This window comes from Pedobacter kyungheensis (genome assembly GCF_000812965.1).
Taxonomy (GTDB): domain Bacteria; phylum Bacteroidota; class Bacteroidia; order Sphingobacteriales; family Sphingobacteriaceae; genus Pedobacter; species Pedobacter kyungheensis.
This window is the reverse complement of sequence record NZ_JSYN01000003.1, coordinates 50,211-66,590: the sequence shown is the minus strand read 5'-3', so window position 1 is coordinate 66,590 and position 16,380 is coordinate 50,211. Positions and strand designations below refer to the sequence as shown.

Annotated in this window: 16 protein-coding genes; 11 read left to right on the top strand and 5 right to left on the bottom strand. The window is 42.5% G+C overall.

Translation table 11 applies throughout. The features are described 5' to 3' along the window. The first annotated feature begins 212 nt into the window (after positions 1 to 212). The 10 genes from OC25_RS03485 to OC25_RS03440 all read left to right on the top strand — a co-directional run bounded on the left by OC25_RS03485 (position 213) and on the right by OC25_RS03440 (position 7,646). Positions 213 to 890, top strand: a complete 678-nt coding sequence (locus OC25_RS03485; protein ID WP_039471821.1) for a response regulator transcription factor — start codon at positions 213 to 215, stop codon at positions 888 to 890. Then, positions 887 to 2,140 carry a sensor histidine kinase gene (locus OC25_RS03480; RefSeq protein WP_209435560.1) on the top strand — a complete coding sequence of 418 codons (1,254 nt, stop codon included), beginning with the start codon at positions 887 to 889 and terminating at the stop codon, positions 2,138 to 2,140. Before OC25_RS03485 ends, OC25_RS03480 begins: the two co-directional genes overlap by 4 nt. A 4-nt stretch (positions 2,141 to 2,144) precedes the next feature. Further along, the gene (locus tag OC25_RS03475; RefSeq protein WP_039471819.1) at positions 2,145 to 2,804 is read left to right on the top strand and encodes a cytochrome b/b6 domain-containing protein; all 660 of its coding nucleotides are present in this window, start codon (positions 2,145 to 2,147) and stop codon (positions 2,802 to 2,804) included. Positions 2,805 to 2,894: 90 nt separating this feature from the next. Then, entirely contained in the window at positions 2,895 to 3,587 is a 693-nt protein-coding gene (locus tag OC25_RS03470) for a VIT1/CCC1 transporter family protein (protein ID WP_039471817.1), read from the top strand. Between the two features lie 301 nt (positions 3,588 to 3,888). After that, positions 3,889 to 4,311: a QcrA and Rieske domain-containing protein gene (locus tag OC25_RS03465; protein WP_039471815.1), complete on the top strand. Its 423-nt coding sequence runs from the start codon at positions 3,889 to 3,891 to the stop codon at positions 4,309 to 4,311. A gap of 3 nt (positions 4,312 to 4,314) precedes the next feature. After that, on the top strand, positions 4,315 to 4,743 hold the full coding sequence (locus OC25_RS03460) for a thioredoxin family protein (RefSeq protein WP_039471813.1): 429 nt from the start codon (positions 4,315 to 4,317) through the stop codon (positions 4,741 to 4,743). Positions 4,744 to 4,748: 5 nt separating this feature from the next. Continuing rightward, positions 4,749 to 5,681: an FAD:protein FMN transferase gene (locus tag OC25_RS03455; RefSeq protein ID WP_039471811.1), complete on the top strand. Its 933-nt coding sequence runs from the start codon at positions 4,749 to 4,751 to the stop codon at positions 5,679 to 5,681. Positions 5,682 to 5,683: 2 nt separating this feature from the next. Beyond that, positions 5,684 to 5,914, top strand: coding sequence for a DUF4266 domain-containing protein (locus tag OC25_RS03450; RefSeq protein WP_039471809.1), 231 nt, complete (start codon positions 5,684 to 5,686; stop codon positions 5,912 to 5,914). A 15-nt stretch (positions 5,915 to 5,929) separates the two neighbouring features. Further along, positions 5,930 to 7,141, top strand: coding sequence for a DUF3570 domain-containing protein (locus OC25_RS03445; RefSeq protein WP_039471806.1), 1,212 nt, complete (start codon positions 5,930 to 5,932; stop codon positions 7,139 to 7,141). Positions 7,142 to 7,361: 220 nt separating this feature from the next. Further along, the gene (locus OC25_RS03440; protein ID WP_039471804.1) at positions 7,362 to 7,646 is read left to right on the top strand and encodes a hypothetical protein; all 285 of its coding nucleotides are present in this window, start codon (positions 7,362 to 7,364) and stop codon (positions 7,644 to 7,646) included. A gap of 77 nt (positions 7,647 to 7,723) precedes the next feature. On the opposite strand, the gene OC25_RS03435 is transcribed toward OC25_RS03440, so the two are convergent. The 5 genes from OC25_RS03435 to OC25_RS03415 all read right to left on the bottom strand — a co-directional run bounded on the left by OC25_RS03435 (position 7,724) and on the right by OC25_RS03415 (position 14,980). Further along, a complete protein-coding gene (locus OC25_RS03435) occupies positions 7,724 to 8,827 on the bottom strand; it encodes an AI-2E family transporter (RefSeq protein WP_039471802.1) in 1,104 nt (367 codons plus the stop codon). Between the two features lie 262 nt (positions 8,828 to 9,089). Beyond that, complete coding sequence (locus OC25_RS26685; RefSeq protein WP_052265930.1) at positions 9,090 to 11,078, bottom strand: PAS domain-containing sensor histidine kinase; 1,989 nt, start codon at positions 11,076 to 11,078, stop codon at positions 9,090 to 9,092. A gap of 152 nt (positions 11,079 to 11,230) precedes the next feature. Continuing rightward, complete coding sequence (locus tag OC25_RS03425) at positions 11,231 to 12,574, bottom strand: paraquat-inducible protein A (protein WP_052265929.1); 1,344 nt, start codon at positions 12,572 to 12,574, stop codon at positions 11,231 to 11,233. Positions 12,575 to 12,586: 12 nt separating this feature from the next. Continuing rightward, complete coding sequence (locus tag OC25_RS03420; protein ID WP_052265928.1) at positions 12,587 to 13,909, bottom strand: paraquat-inducible protein A; 1,323 nt, start codon at positions 13,907 to 13,909, stop codon at positions 12,587 to 12,589. Between the two features lie 174 nt (positions 13,910 to 14,083). Continuing rightward, on the bottom strand, positions 14,084 to 14,980 hold the full coding sequence (locus tag OC25_RS03415) for a helix-turn-helix domain-containing protein (protein ID WP_039471800.1): 897 nt from the start codon (positions 14,978 to 14,980) through the stop codon (positions 14,084 to 14,086). Positions 14,981 to 15,213: 233 nt separating this feature from the next. On the opposite strand from OC25_RS03415, the gene OC25_RS26680 reads away from it, so the two are divergent. Continuing rightward, entirely contained in the window at positions 15,214 to 16,281 is a 1,068-nt protein-coding gene (locus OC25_RS26680) for a carboxymuconolactone decarboxylase family protein (RefSeq protein WP_082018500.1), read from the top strand. The last annotated feature ends 99 nt before the right edge of the window (positions 16,282 to 16,380 follow it).

The window sequence follows — 16,380 nt, the reverse complement described above, 5'->3', positions numbered from 1 at the left end:
CATTCAGTTCAAAAAAATATGAACGGATTAATGATCCTATCGTCTATCCTGAAAAAGATCGGAGCCCACTCTGCCCGCAACGTAATAGAAGCAACAATCACAATAACAAAATCTTCGCCAGGGTTATTTAATATTTAATTTCTAAGATAATTACCGTAATTTTTTATAAAACTTCAAAATGTCTTCAATATCTTAATTGATATTTGATTATTATGAAGATTTTAATCGTTGAGGATGAGGCTAGTCTGCAAAGTAGCATCAGCGAATACCTGAGTGGCTTGGGTAATAACTGCAGCGGGGCAATATCTTACACGCAAGCACTGGAAAAACTAGATTTGTACCATTATGACTGTATTCTTTTAGATCTTGGCCTGGGCGATGGCGAAGGACTTCAGTTATTAAGCTATCTGAAAAGAACAAACAGGGCTGAGGGCGTGATTATCATCTCGGCCAGAAACTCACTCGATGATAAGCTCATCGGGTTGGGATTGGGTGCCGATGATTACCTGACCAAACCCTTTCACCTTTCTGAACTTAATGCAAGGATACTGGCTATAATCAGAAGAAAAAGTGCGCACGGGGAACGTCAGATCGTTTTCCGGGAGATTACCATAGACCTGGATGCAAAGGAAGTGAAAGTAAATGGGCAGCTTGTTCATATGACCCGAAAAGAATTTGACCTGCTGCTATATTTTATTGCCAATAAAGGCAAAGTGATATCCAAATCTGCAGCTGTAGAACACATATGGGGCGATGATGCAGATATGGCAGATAGCTTCGACTTTATCTACACCCATATCCGCAATATCAGAAAAAAACTCACAGATGCCGGAAGTGGCGACTATTTTCAAAGCGTTTATGGTGTAGGTTATAAATTCATCAACGAATGAAACTTTTCTCCAGATATAACCGTATACTGATTTTGATCAGTTTCACAGGACTCATCCTGATCGGGATCCTTTTCTACCAAATGCTCATTTTTTACCTTAACCGCCAGCTTGACCATGATCTGGTAGAAGAGGTAACAGAAGTTAAGGAATATTCTACCGGTGGAAAGTTTTATTCGCCGCATGAATTTGAAGACCTGATCGTAGAATATCATCCCATAAAAGCTACCCGGTCTTACGCTGTCTACGGCGATACCTTGTTTTATAATCCAGTCAAACACCATCGTGAAAACGCACGTTTTTTGCGCACGGAAATGAACCTCAATAGCAAAGCTTACCAGATTCTGGTAATCGCATCTAAAATGGAAAAACAGGAGCAGATCAAAAATATCTGCCTGATTATCCTTTTGCCGGTTTGCCTGTTGCTGCTGGTTGTACTGTTGGTTAATCGTTTGCTGCTTAGAAAAATCTGGAACCCATTTAGCCAGCTACTCCAAAATATTACCGACTTCAATATCAACCAGGAAAAACCTTACCAGCCGGTTGAAATGCCTGTAGCAGAGTTTCGCCAGCTCAATCAGGTCCTGGTAGATTTATCGGGGAAAATCAAATCTGATTATGAAGAAATCAAACTTTTTACAGAAAACGCTTCACATGAAATGATGACCCCACTCGCAATAATCAATTCCAGACTGGATAATATGCTGCAATCCAATAACCTGGATACCCGTGAAGGGGAGATGCTTGCAGAACTTTATCGGGCAACTTCCAAATTAACCCGGTTAAACCAATCTCTGCTGCTACTGGTTAAAATTGATCATAACCTCTTGCAGGACCAGCATCAGATTGACCTTGAAGCATTGGTAAAAGAGAAAGTATTATACTTTCAGGAACTCATGCAGGAGCGCAACATAACCATTCAAACGGCACTTTCGCCGGTGGTGATACACGCCAATCGCCAACTCATTGAGATTTTGATTAATAACCTTTTCAGTAATGTGATCAGGCACAATTATGAAAATGGACGCATAGAAATCGACCTGGATGCTCAGCAGATCATTTTCCGCAATACCGGACATAACCCGGCCCTTGATCCAGGCAGGATCTTCGACCGGTTTTATAAAGACAGTACCTCGGAAGGAACAGGGCTGGGACTGGCCATTTTAAAACAGATCTGCATCCGCCAGCATTACGCTTTGAGTTATGCTTACCTCAAGGGCCTGCACACTTTTACTATCACCTTTAAACCTTGAACGTATGAAATCCAGTTTTTTAACTCGCCAAACGTCACATAAGTCAAAAAAATATCCAGGCACTGTTAGGTTATGGCACTGGTTGAACCTACTAGTGATTAGCGGCTCACTGGCAACAGTGCTGGTTAATGCACTGCTCTTTGATCGCCAGCAGCGCAGTTTTGTCCGTTCGCAGTTATCTGCTGCAGGCGCTACGGTTACCGACCATCAGGCAGGCGCAGTTATACATGGAATGGAGGATCAGGTATGGGGATTTCATATCTACTTTGGGTATGCTTTAAGCGCACTTTTCCTGTTCAGGCTTGCTGCTGAATTTTTTCTTCCCCCACAATTGCGCCTGCTGACCAAGCTTAAAAGCGCTTTCCAAAGTTATAAAGCTTTGAAAAAGCAGCGGGAGCAGGCCAGGCATGAGCTTATTGTAAAGGGCTTATACGTTATTTTCTATCTCTTGCTTATAATAATGGTAGTCAGTGGCTTGCTGCTGGCTTTCGAAGACCAGACAGGTTTTTCTGAAAGCTTAAACCACAGTATTAAAGAGTTTCATGGTTTTTGCATGTACCTGATCATCATTTTTATCATTCTGCACATTGCAGGGGTACTGCTTGCAGAGCAAAAAGAAGATAAAGGTATTGTCTCAGATATGATTAATGGTGGAGAGCGCTAAAGTTTGTTTCCCCTGAGATTTCCTGGAAAATCTGATAATCTTTAAAGTGGGAGATTGACTTGGATATCGCCTGAATTTTAAAAAAAAGAAATGGAAAAACTACACACCGAGCAGCATCTGAAAAGTTCTGCTTTTATCTCCGATATCGTGATAGGCATGAGTGACGGATTAACCGTGCCCTTTGCCCTCGCTGCGGGCCTTAGCGCAGCAGTGAGCAGTAACAAGGTTATCATTACCGCTGGCATAGCCGAGATTATTGCAGGTTGCATTGCCATGGGACTAGGTGGTTATCTGGCCGGAAAAACCGAACAGGAACACTATGAAAGTGAGCTCAAAAGAGAATACCTTGAAATTGAGACTATGCCGGATAAAGAGCGGGATGAAGTCAAAGAAATTTTTTCTGCCTATGGGCTCGATCAGCAGGCGCAAGATCTCATCGTTTCGCAGCTCAGTAAAAATAAAGATCATTGGGTGGAGTTTATGATGAAGTTTGAGTTAGGCCTTGAAAAACCTGATATCAACCGGGCAAGGAACAGTGCATTGACTATTGGATTATCTTATTGCGTGGGAGGGATGCTGCCACTTTCTGCTTATTTTTTTACATCAAGGCCTGTAGATGGACTTACGGTTTCGGCGATCCTGACTACAATCTGCCTTTTCATTTTTGGTTTTTTCAAAAGTAAAGTAACCGGTCAGCCGCCAATAAAAGGAGCCTTTAAGGTCACCATTATCGGGGTCATTGCCGCCTGCGCCGCGTTCCTGATCGCCAGGCTGGTTAGCTAAGCCCAAAGATTTCACCTTGGAGCTGGAAATTTAAAATGCGTATTGCTTTACTTTTTTTGACATTATTTAACATTTTAAGGCCACAAAACTTCAGAATTTCTTCAGACTTTATCAATAGTTTTGTTACAAAAGGGAAGCGTTTAATGATGCAATTAGCCCAAATCCCGGAACCGGAAACCAGGAAGCTTTTATAGATAGAATTTTACAAAATTTTTCCAGATTCATCGATACTAAATGACCATCTATCGGAACATCTGGCCAATCGTGTAACACGCTGTTTATTTTAACTATAAAAAGAAATATGGACAGAAAGGAGTTTCTAAACAGTATGGGCATGAGTGCAGCTGCCTTTGCGCTGATTAACTGTATTGGCTGCAAGAAAGATAACCAGGTCAGTGCAGATACCACAGGCCCTACAGGTGTAGATTTTACGCTGGATTTGACCCTTGCAAGCAATGCGGCACTACTTAACAACGGAGGTTCGCTTATGGCCAATGGCGTAATTGTGGCCAGGACAAAGACAGGGAATTACATCGCTGTGCAGCGATCTTGCACACATGAAAGCTATACCCTTAGCTACCAGTCAGCAAACAGCAGGTTTTATTGCCCCAACCATGGTGCAACTTTTGCTGAAAGTGGCGCGGTAACCAACGGGCCTGCAACCCGTTCCCTCAGTGTATATAATACCCAATTAACAGGTACTTCATTAAGAGTTTATTCCTAAATTATGAAACTACTATTTATTGCCCTTTTTGGGCTGTTCGCCACCTCGCTCAACTGGATGGGCGATTTTTCCCAGGCACAGGAGCTGGCCAAAGCTAATCATAAACAAATATTGATCAATTTCTCAGGTTCTGACTGGTGTGGGCCTTGTATCCGTTTGCGCAAAGAAATCCTCGAATCCGAAAATTTTGAAGGCTACGCTTCAAATAATTTGCTGCTGGTACGCGCGGATTTTCCAAGACAGCAGAAAAACCAGCTTTCAAAAGCGCAGGTAAAGCTCAACGAAGCACTCGCCGAGCGCTATAATAAAGAGGGCAAATTTCCTTACACCGTCCTTGTAGATGAAAACGGTAAGGTGCTGAAAGCCTGGGATGGTTTTCCTGATGAAAGCCCCGAAGCATTTGTTGCTGAAATTGACCGGTTAAAAAAATAGCTCATATGACTTCTCAACTGAGTGTAAACCGCGTATTGAAACTGATGGGGAACCGCTTTGAATTCACCGCCGTTGCCGGGGATGAAAATGAAGGCAATGAGGCCATCGATGCTGCTATAGCTGAGGTAAGCCGTATTGAGCGCCTCCTCACCACCTTCGATGAAAGCAGCCAAACCTGTCAGATTAACCGTGCAGCTGGCACGGCACCCATACGTGTAGATCAGGAAGTCATCGCACTTATCCAGCGGGCACAAAAAATCTCCGAAATCACCGATGGGGCCTTTGATATCAGTTATGGCTCTATCGATAAACGCCTTTGGAACTTTGATCAGCAAATGACCAGCCTGCCTGACAAAGCAACAGCCCTGGCATCGGTAGCATTAATCGATTACCGCAATGTGGAACTGGATGAGCAAGCATCGACTGTTTTGCTCAAAAACAAGGGCATGCGCATCGGTTTTGGGGGCATCGGAAAAGGCTACGCTGCTGACCGTGCGAAACAGGTGATGCAGCAACAGGGTATCGCAAGCGGTATTGTAAACGCTGCCGGTGATCTCATTACCTGGGGCGTCCAGCCAAATGGAAAACCCTGGACTGTAGGTATTGCCGACCCCAGCCAAACCAATCAGCCATTTTCTGCACTACAAATCAGCAATATGGCCATTGCTACCAGTGGCAATTACGAAAAATTCGCCACTATCGGAGGCAAACGGTACTCACACACCATCGACCCTAAAACCGGACTTCCGGTAAGCGGGGTAAAAAGCGTGAGCATTATCTGCCCCAGCGCCGAGCTGGCAGATGCCTTGGCGACCCCGGTTGTGGTTATGGGCGCGCAGGTTGGCCTTGAGCTCATCAATCAAATTAAACAAGTGGCCTGTATCGTTATCGACGATGATGACAGGCTTTTTACCTCAGATAATATTAATGTGATATAGTTATGAAAATTTCCCAGACATTTTACCTTTCACTGGCCCTTGCGGCAGTGTGTTCAATCGCAATGAGCGCTTGCAGCAGCGTAAAGCCCTACCAGAAAAACAAAATCAACGATTCGGATATGATCCTCTCCGCACGGAAATCCCAAAAGTTTGAACAAAGCTTTCAGTTATACCGCGAGGGTGCTTCCGGAGCCAACGGAGGGAAAAGCGGTGGCGGTTGCGGCTGTAATTAAAAAGAAAAGAACAAGATGAAAAAGATATATTTCCATGTACTTTTTATGTACCTGGGCATGTTTGGCGCCTACGCACAAACCAGTCCCATAGCCGCAAAATCTGATAGCAGCAGCTATCAATCCCGAAAATTGAAGATCGATGAAGTCAACCTGGTTTCAGCCTACTACAATCAAAACGGGAACAATTCAGCTGTAACCGGTGGCATTGGTACCGAAAAACTAAGCGACTTTGCCAACACCATTGACCTGCAAATGTCCAGGTTCAACAAGCATGGGAAAAAGAACACCTTTTTGTTCGAACTGGGCATAGATCACTACACTTCTGCCTCTTCGGATAAAATTGATCCAAGTACCATTTCGTCTGCATCCTCTGCCGATACGCGGATTTACCCATCGCTGAACTGGACGCATTCTAATGAGCAAACAGGTAATTCATTTGGTTTTACAGGATCATACTCCACTGAGTTTGACTACCAATCCCTGGGGGCGGCTTTTAACCTTACCCGCCTGTCAAAAGATAAAAATACCCAGTTTGATTTCAAGCTGCAGGCCTTCCTGGACCAGTGGACGGTAATTTTGCCTGTTGAGCTGCGAACGGGAAACACTGGCAGAGGGGGTGAGCAATATGATACCGCACCGAGAAACTCATTTAGTACCTCCTTTTCGCTATCCCAGGTCATCAACAAGAACTTCCAGGCAGCACTGATCATTGAGCCATCTTATCAGCACGGCTTACTGGCTACCAAATACCAGCGGGATTATTTTACCGACGGTTCTTTGCGTGCAGAAACTTTACCTGATAAACGCTATAAATTACCGATAGCTTTAAGGATGAACTATTTTCTGGGAGACCGTTTTGTGATCCGGAGCTTTTACCGCTACTACATGGACAACTGGGGAATAAGGGCGCACACGGCAGAACTCGAAATCCCGGTAAAGGTGAATTCCTTCTTTTCCATCAGTCCGTTTTACCGCTACAACAACCAAACCGGTACCCGGTATTTCGCAGCCTATGGTCAGCACGATCCCTCAGCACAGTACTTTACCAGCGACTATGACCTTTCAACCCTGAACAGTGATTTCTATGGGATTGGCATCCGTCTATCCCCACCAAAAGGCGTACTGGGCTGGCAACGACTCAACATGCTTGAAATCCGTTACGGTCATTACTCACGTTCAACGGGCCTGGCCTCAAACATTGTGTCATTAAACCTGAAATTTAAATAAGGTTTTATTTGCAAATGCGGGGTTTACGATAAAATTAGTTTTAGGGTGCTTTTCAAAACAGAAAACACCCTTACCTGATATTGAATAAACTATCTTAAACTTAATGATATTCCACAATCGAATCTATTTATGTCACGTTAATGTGATTTATAACAGGATACATCTTTTATATAGTCGAACAGGTGTATATTGGTTTACATTTGTTTCAAATATTTAGGATATGTTTGATTGCTCTTACATTCACGCGTTGAGGAAGGCTATTTTAAGCAAGTCTCGTACTGATCCATCAGAACATCATTTTTGCAGAAAAATATCGATTGACATATTTTATTCAACAGATGAGTACTTAAGTGAAAGTACAATTAAGAGATTGTTTGGCGTACTGGTTGTTAATGAATCGCCTTCTCAAAAAGTACTGGGTATTTTAGTTCGTTACCTTGGATTTGAAAATTGGATGGATTTTGCAAAAAGTGTACAAGACAATGAACCGGTTTATCGATCTTAAGACAAGTTAAACCGGTTCTGGATTAGTTTTGCCATTAAGTGAATTGGCAAAAATTAATTGCGGTGCAACAATTACTTTTATCCGGTAGTTTTGGATACAGCAGTCTTTCTTCGCCTGGTTAATCTTTTAAGCTGTCCGAGGTGTTCAGTAGGTATATTATCACCTAAAAGCTTGCCCCATGGTTTAAGTCCTTCCACACGGTCAAAAATAATCTTCAGTACCGCTACAAATGGAATGGAAAGAAACATTCCCGGAATACCCCATAATGCTGCTCCCAGTAGAACGATTACAATCGAAATCAGCGCATTAATCTGAACCTTTGAAGATACAATTTTTGGCACAAGTAAATTATTGTCAATAAACTGAATCAGGGCGTAAGCGCCAATAATAAGTAACTGGGTGGTAAAACCATCGAAAGTAACAGTAGCCATTAATACCGGCAGCGCGATGGCAATGATTCCACCAATGTACGGTAACAGATTGAGTATGGCCCCAATTACACCAATCAAAATGGCATTGGGTACACCTAGAATCAATAATGCACAGGAATTCATAACTGCAACAATACCAGTCTCGATTAATAAACCCACAATATAACTTTGAATGGCCGATTTTGTTTCAGTCAGGATTTCTCCTACTTTATGCTGATTTTCAGTAGAGAATACCTCGTATAGGAAATTTAATATCAAAGTTTTATAAAGCATGATCAGGAACGTATAGACCGGAATCAGGAAAACGACGCTCAATACGCCTATTGCGCCACTTAAAGTCTGTCCGATTACTGCTTTACTATTATTTGCTGCCTCGTTTATCATTTCGGTTTGCTTTTGAGTGGCAATGCCAAAAGTTTTTTCGAGCCAGGATTGGCCATTACTGAGTAGTTCAGTAAACTTTTGCTTCATCGCATCGATGTTATCAAAAAAGTGCGAAATCTGCGAGGATAAAAAATAAGCTATACCGGCAAGGACCAGTAAGGCAATGAGCATCGAAATTATAATTGCTACGATTTTGGGTAACTTTCGTTCCAAACGAACTTCCAGAGGGTTGAGCAAAATCGCAATCAGCACAGAAAAAGCCAGTGGCACCAGGATATCTCTGAGCACGCTCAGGATAAACACCAGGATGACCAGTCCAAGTAATATAACAGATGACTTGATATAAAATGGGTATTCTTTTTTCATGGGATAAACGTATTTAAAATTGCTAAATAAGTGGTTTCAATTATCAATTCAAGTAAAATGTAAGTCTCTCAAATACTGTTTTAAACTGGCAGTTGAGTTATTGTTTTCACCTCAGTTATTTTACAGTCTTGTTCCTTAAAACAGCAAAGTTTCCGATAGCAACCTTTGTCCATTCTGTTTACATCTTGCTAGTTAACATAGGATGTAACATTTTGTTTACCGTAAATTGAAATATATCTTTTGGATAGGTTTTGACCTCAATTTAGCTCATCGGTTGAGTATTAATGGGCAAGGTAACTTTAAAACGAGATCCTTTTTCCGGTTCGCTTTCAACCTCAATTGATCCCGAGTGCCTGTCAATAATTTCTTTACAGAGGTAAAGGCCAATCCCAAAACCGGCAATAGATCCCATGTTGGTGTTTTTAACCCGGTAGTAACGTTCGAAAATATGGGGCTGGTCTTCTTCAGCTATGCCCATTCCCTGATCTTCGACCCACATAACCAACTCATCTTTTGCTGAACGTTTGTAGCCTACTGTGATGGTAGAACCCACCGGCGAATATTTTGCTGCATTACCAACCAAATTTTTAATTACCTGAGCAAGTTTCTCGCGATCACCATAAACAGGCAAAGCGCCTCCTTCAATAAATGAAAGCCTATGGGTATGTATATTGGCCGACAGTTCGTTTTCCAGTTCCGAAAAAAGCTCCTGAGCATCAAAATGACTATAATCGATGGCCATTTTTCCTGATTCCAGCCTGGATACGTTCAGAAATCCATTAATCATTGAAGTCATGTAGCCAATTTGTTTAAGGGCTTTATCACTGGTAGATCCCAGCCATACATCGTCGTTCTGAATAGCGTTTCGTTTAATCAGCTGCAGGTAAGCTTTCAGCGAAGTAACAGGCGTTTTCATCTCGTGGCTCACCATGCCGATAAAATCATCCTTACGTTGTTCGTCTTTTTTCTGCTCGGTAACATCGCGTAATGTTCCGTTCAGACTTGTAGGATTACCGGCCAGATCATAAAATACTTTTCCAAGCGCCTGTAAAGTCCTTGCCTGTTGCCCCGGAGTTTGTACCTGATATTCGATTTCATAATGGCCATCCTGCTCTCCATTAAGTGCGGCAGATATGGCCTTAATCACACGTTCGCGGTCTTCTGATACAATTACATCAAGGGCATTAGAGAGGTCAATTTGCTCGTCTTCTGAAAGGCCGAACCAGGCTTTTAATAAGGCATTACCTGAAAACGTATTGGTGGCAGACTCATAGTAAAATGTAGCCAGCTCTCCGGCCTCAATCGCCATCTTGAGCATCTGTTGATTTTTATCGTGGGCAGCACGTGCTGCCATTTGTTCGGTAATCTCTTCCAGGATGCAAAGTATGCCGGTAATTTCTCCGCGCGAAGACCGGATGGGCTGATACATCGAATTAACTACTGCCTCGCGTGTACCATTCGGTGTGTACAGGTTAACCCTCAGCTCCCTGTTTATCCGGGGCTCGCCAGTCTGGAAAACCTTTTCCAGCCATGCAAGCATGGGCTGACCTGCCAGTTCAGGACGTGCAAGCTCGTGGATTTTTCCTATAACATCCTGTTCAGTGCGTCCCCAGATTTTCAGAATTTGTTCATTAGCGATATCGATGATATGCTCAGGGCCCTGCAAAACGCAAATACCTACAGGTGCCTGCGCAATGAGCGTGCGCAGTTTTTCCCTGCTGTCAGCAAGATCAACAAAAGAGCGGTTAAGTTCTTCATTGGTAGAGGTCAGCTCTTCCATAGTGGCGGCCATCTCCTCATTAAGGGCCTGTTCTTCTGCTTCTTTTTCTGCAATCCTTAAAAGATGCGCCCTTCTTTGGGTAACATCTTTGGTGGTATGAATAATGCAGAGGGTGCGTCCGGACTGATCCTGAATTGCCCTGTACTCAAAATCGAAATAAAATTCCTGCAGGATACCATCAACCACAAGTGAGGCCGGAGTATCAGATACGGAATAGGTTAGCCCGGTATGCCATACACGCTGTAAAATAGCAATAAATGGCTGCCCTTCAAGTTCGGGAAGTGCTGCGGCAAGGGTTTTACCGATAATCGTTTTATCTTTTCCCCAAATGGAAAGCATTGCATCATTAGCAAATCTGATCAGCAGATCTTCATTGATATAAATGGCGGTTGCATCGCTCGAAGTCTGGAGTGCAGCAATCAGCATGCTATCACTAAATTGGTCAAAAAGTGTGTGGTCCGCAGGATTCATGGTGTGCAAAGATATAAATCAACAAGATTCACACCTTAATTGTTTAGTTTTTTAGTACCACCTTTAAGAGTACGTAGTCAATTAATGAAAAGGTAATTTATTGAACTCTACGATATTGAATCGCTGTCAGGTATTTACTGTTCAAAAAAACTTTAACAGGGCCCATTTTGCTCGTCTATGCGCTTAAGTATAGCTGACAAAATGATATTATAAGCTACATAGGCAACAAAAATAAAGAAGCCAAGCTGCAGCGCCGAATTGTTCGCCGTAATCACTTTTAGCGTATCGCTGGTGATATTAAGTCCTGAAAGCTGACTTTTTAGAATGCCATTAAGGCCTATATAGGTCATGGCTATCCCGACAACCATCACATCTGCCATATCCCATTTGCCTAAATCAAAAGCCAGAAAACGGACGAATTTCGAATTACCCAGTAATTCGCTGCAAGATACCTGTAAGCCCCGTGCGATCAGGCGCAGCAAGGGGAGTATCACCACGAAGAGCATCAGCAATACCCCCACCAATATTGCATCGGGTTTAGGTTGTTCTACCAGCGTGCCGATTACTCCGAGTATGCTCTGGCTTTGAAAAAAGAGCACCTGATTAGAGAAAACAAGTTTTTCGCCAAGTAGTGCAAACTCTAAGGTTTGAATTCTGGCATCGACCTCAATAATAGGGGATGATACACCCACTGCAAGTAGCGTAAAGGCAAAAAGCAATGAAATAATAAAAAGCGGAACTTCGAGGTTTACCCGTTTGCGCAGCCATAACCAGAGCAACAGGGCAATGGCAATGCAGGCGGTCATGCCAATCGCATACCTGTAGCTTAAATCTTTAATGTAACTAAGTTTAGCATTGATAACCTTATCAAAGGCGGCTGAATTATTGACTTTGTATTTTTGATATATGCTATGCTCAACCGAAGAGATGGTTTGATCGCTCCGGTCGTAAGTTTGCGCTTCCAGCTCATCGAGTTTCCCTGTTGCTACAGATTTTAATTTTTTCAGGCTCGCTGGGCTGGTTACTTTGGTAACAATGGTGCGGGAAAAGGAAGGAACCAATGCATGTATCTCTTTTACATCAACAAAAGTATTGAAAGCGAGTTTTTTGAGTTTTGCACCAAGCCCTTTCTGAGGCTTTGTAACTTCTGCAACAGCTTTGTTTACCATACCATGCAGCTGTTTTTCAACCTCTTTTTGCATATCCGCTTTCTGGTTTTTGGTCAGCTTAAAGCCCTTTACCCGTCTGTCGACCACCGCCGATATTTTATCGCCCCAGCGGTCTACCGAAAATATACCAAAGGTAATGTTGTTTGAAAGACTGTAATCTTCTTTAATATGCTTCTGCTCGTAGGCAAGTGCCCTGAACCGATAGCCACAATATGCAGCTGTAACCAGGAGAAGTGAAAGCATCGCAATCAGCAAAAATGAAGCTGATCTGGATGCCCCGGATGCTGTATGGTTAGTATTGATAGTATCTTTTTGCAATTTGCTCATTAATTTACAGATTTAATGCACATCGTGCGGAGTAATAGATTTAAGGATTGTAGAAAGGATCAACCCATAAAGTACAAAACAGATAAAAATAATGTAGCCTGGTTGCAGGGCTGTGTTATTGGTGGTCAGTATCGTAAGCGAATCGTTGTTGATATTCAATGCCCGCAACTGGTTTTCAAGAAGCCCGTTAAGCCCAATGTATGCCATTAAAATTGCAATAACGATTACATCTGCCATGCTCCATTTTCCAGACTGAAAAGCAAAATACCTGATTATCCTGTTTTCTGCCCAACGTTTTCCGCCCAGCAGGTGCACACCGGTTGAAGTTAGTTTTACAACAGGGAAAAGGATACTGAAAGCCAGGATCAATACACCCACCAGAACCGAATCTATTGCCGATTGGCTAATGAGCACGCGAACTACATCCATAATACTCTTGCTCTGGAAAAAGAGTACCTGATCGTTAAATACCACATGCTCTCCGAGTAAAACAAAGTCCAGAGAGCGGATCCTGGCGTCAACTTCGATCATCGATGCGGTAAGGCCTACGCCCAGCAGGATGAATGCAAAAAGCAACGACATGATGAAAAGTGTTGAATGTAAATCTGTGCGCCTGCGTAGCAGCCACCAAAATGCAAGCACCACAATAACGCAGCTTAACATGCCAAAACAGTAGGCATAGGTTTGTTTCCTGATGCTGATTAATGAACTACTGAGCTTTTGGTTCAGCTGCGCATTAGAGGATACACCATAACTGTTGTAAATTTTTTTCATTATCGCATTGTTGGCAACAAATGCGGTATCCTGGCTTTCTTCTTTGGCTATTTCATTAAATTCGCCCAAAGCCATACGTCCAAGTTGCTTTTTGTTTTTCGGATTATCGATTTCGGCGATAATTTTTCGGGCAAAGGAGGGAACCTGCGCACGGATACTATCCGAATTCACAAAGTTTTTAATGGCGAACTTCTGAATCTTACCACTGATGGTTTTTTTGGGTTTGTTTACCAGGGCTTCGGCCTTATCAATAAGTGCAAGGAGTACCTGTTCAACTTCGCCCTGAAGCACTTTTTTTTGCTTGCGGGTTATTTTAAGCCCGGAAACCTGATGGTGAACAATAGCTGCAACCTTATCTTTCCATTGTTGTACAGAAAACAGCCCATAAGTAATGTTGTTTACCCTCGAATAATCGTGTTTAATTTGTTCCTGCCTTTCTGACAACTGATGCAAACTGTAGCCGAAAAAACCTTCGGCTGCAAGCAGTATGGCCAGTGCAAAAATGAGCAAAATGCGGTGGCTAAGTTTACCGGCTGTGGTCTTGTTGATTATTTTTTCCAATCTTAGCGTTATGAAGGTGGTTAAATCTCCTGGATAGGAACTATTGGCATTTAAACATGCATTTTTGGAAAAAGTTTTATCCGGGGCTGCTAAAAAGAAATGAAAGCAGACAAGACGATGCGGGTTGAAGTTTTAGGACCAGACAAATTTTGCTGTGGAAACATGAAAACTTGTTTAATTGAGTCGCCTAAATGCATCTGGCGTTAATCCAACTTTTTGTTTGAATAAGCGGGTTAGGTGCTGTGGATACTTAAATCCTAGTTCCATGGCGGTTTCACTGATCGAGCTATCAGGAATGCATATCCTGGCTTTAACCTCTTCAATAAGTTTGCGTTGTATAAAGTCGGTGGCTTTATTGCCTGTTTCTTTTTTAATCAGGTCACCAAAATAGTTTGGAGATAAATGGAGCTGCTCAGCAAAATAGCTTACGCCAGGAAGCCCGAGCTGCTGTGATTTCCCTGAACTGAAATAATCATCTAAAAGGTTTTCAAACCTTGACAATATATTACCGGTCACATGGGTCCTGGTGATAAACTGCCTGTGGTAGAAACGCAGGCAGTAATTTAATAAAAGCTCTATATTGGAAACGATCAGGGTTTTGCTATGTCTGTCTGAGATGAGCTTGATTTCTTCTGTTATTTTATTCAGGCAATCCACAACTGTTGAGCGCTCACTTTCTGAAAGGTGAAGGGCTTCATTTACCGCATAGGAGAAGAAAGTATACTCCCTTATCTTTTTTGCTAGTCCGGTTCCGGCAATTAAATCGGGATGAAAAACCAGGGCCATACCCGAAGGTTTGATTTTACTGCCGCCATCATCAATTCCGTAAACCTGGCCGGGGGCAATAAATACTAGTGTTCCCCCTTCGTAGTCGTATGGCTGACAACCATAGCGCATATCCCCACACTTTACATTTTTCAGGAAAATACAATACAGACCCATTTGCCTGCTGAACTGCGTATAAGTAGCTATCTCATCAAAATTAACCACATTTACCAGTGGATGCCGGGTTTCAGCCCCCATTTCCTCATTATAGCTTTTAACCGTGTCGATCTTTTTCACTGCTGCCATGAACCATTATTTTTCTAAACAAAATTAAAAACCTTTCATGCTAATATTGCCTACCAAAGGCAAAAACGTAAAAAAGGTAGGTAAATCGGTATTCTGTATAATTAAACCAACACCTAGAATGTCGAACTTTGTTTTACTAAAAAAAGCCCTGTTTCCGATTCAAAAATACTGTTTCAATAAACAGCACAGGGCATACGTAGTACTACATCACAATCACATTAAAAACAAATCTCATGAGCAGATTCAACTTTAAAGGCATGATCCTACTCTTTTTGTTCGCTATATACATCAATACCATGAAAGCACAGGAAAATAATAAAACTCAGCATACCTTAAACAAATCGCAGCAGGCCATGGCTATCATAGCTATCCTTACCGCCAAGGGAGATCAGCAGGCACTGGAAATAGCGTTGGAAGCTGGCTTAAATGCCGGGTTGGAGATTAATCCAATCAAGGAGGCCATGGTACAACTTTATGCCTACTGCGGATTTCCACGCAGCCTGAATGCGCTGAACACTTTCAAACGCGTATTGGATACAAGGTTAGCAAAAGGCATTCAGGATAAACAAGGTAAACCGGTAGTAACAGAAAACAATAATATTGATAAATATGAACAGGGGAGAAAAGTCCTGGAAGAGCTGACCAAAACGCCACAGCAAAAGCCGGCTCCCGGATTTGGGGAATTTGCACCCCGTGCCGATCTCTTTCTAAAGGAACACCTCTTTGCAGATATTTTCAGTAGCGATGTACTCAGTTTCAGCGAACGGGAGCTGGTTACCATTTCTGCCCTGGCAGCCATGCAAGATGTAGAACCCCAACTAAAAGCACACATCGCTATGGGCAGAAATACCGGAATTACCGATGCCCAGCTTGCCGAACTTGCCGCTATCCTGGAAAAACACACTGGAAAAGCACAGGCAAATAACTTCAGAAAAACACTCGGACTAGCAGAACTTCCTCTCATACAGTCCGATATGATGGTCAGGATTGCTGAGATCGAAATAGTGCCAGCATACCTGGAACAATACAAGGCAATTCTAAAAGAACAGTCGTTTACAGCAATAACAACAGAACCGGGGGTAATTTCTATTTTTCCAATGTACCAAAAAGATAAGCCCAATGTGTTCAGACTGGTCGAAATTTACAGTAGTAAAGAAGCCTACGATTCACATATCAGATCAATACATTTTCAAAAATACAAGAGCAGCACCTTAAAAATGGTCAAGTCGTTGAAACTGGTCGATATGGATGCCCTGAGTAGCGAAAACATGCAGTTGATTTTCGAAAAGATAGGTAATTAAATCAGGACAGGTAGCTACTGTGTGCTTAATCATTTCCATCTAAGTCTTATACTTATCAAATGCCTCCGGGATCCGGAGCATATTGATATTTAACCAGTC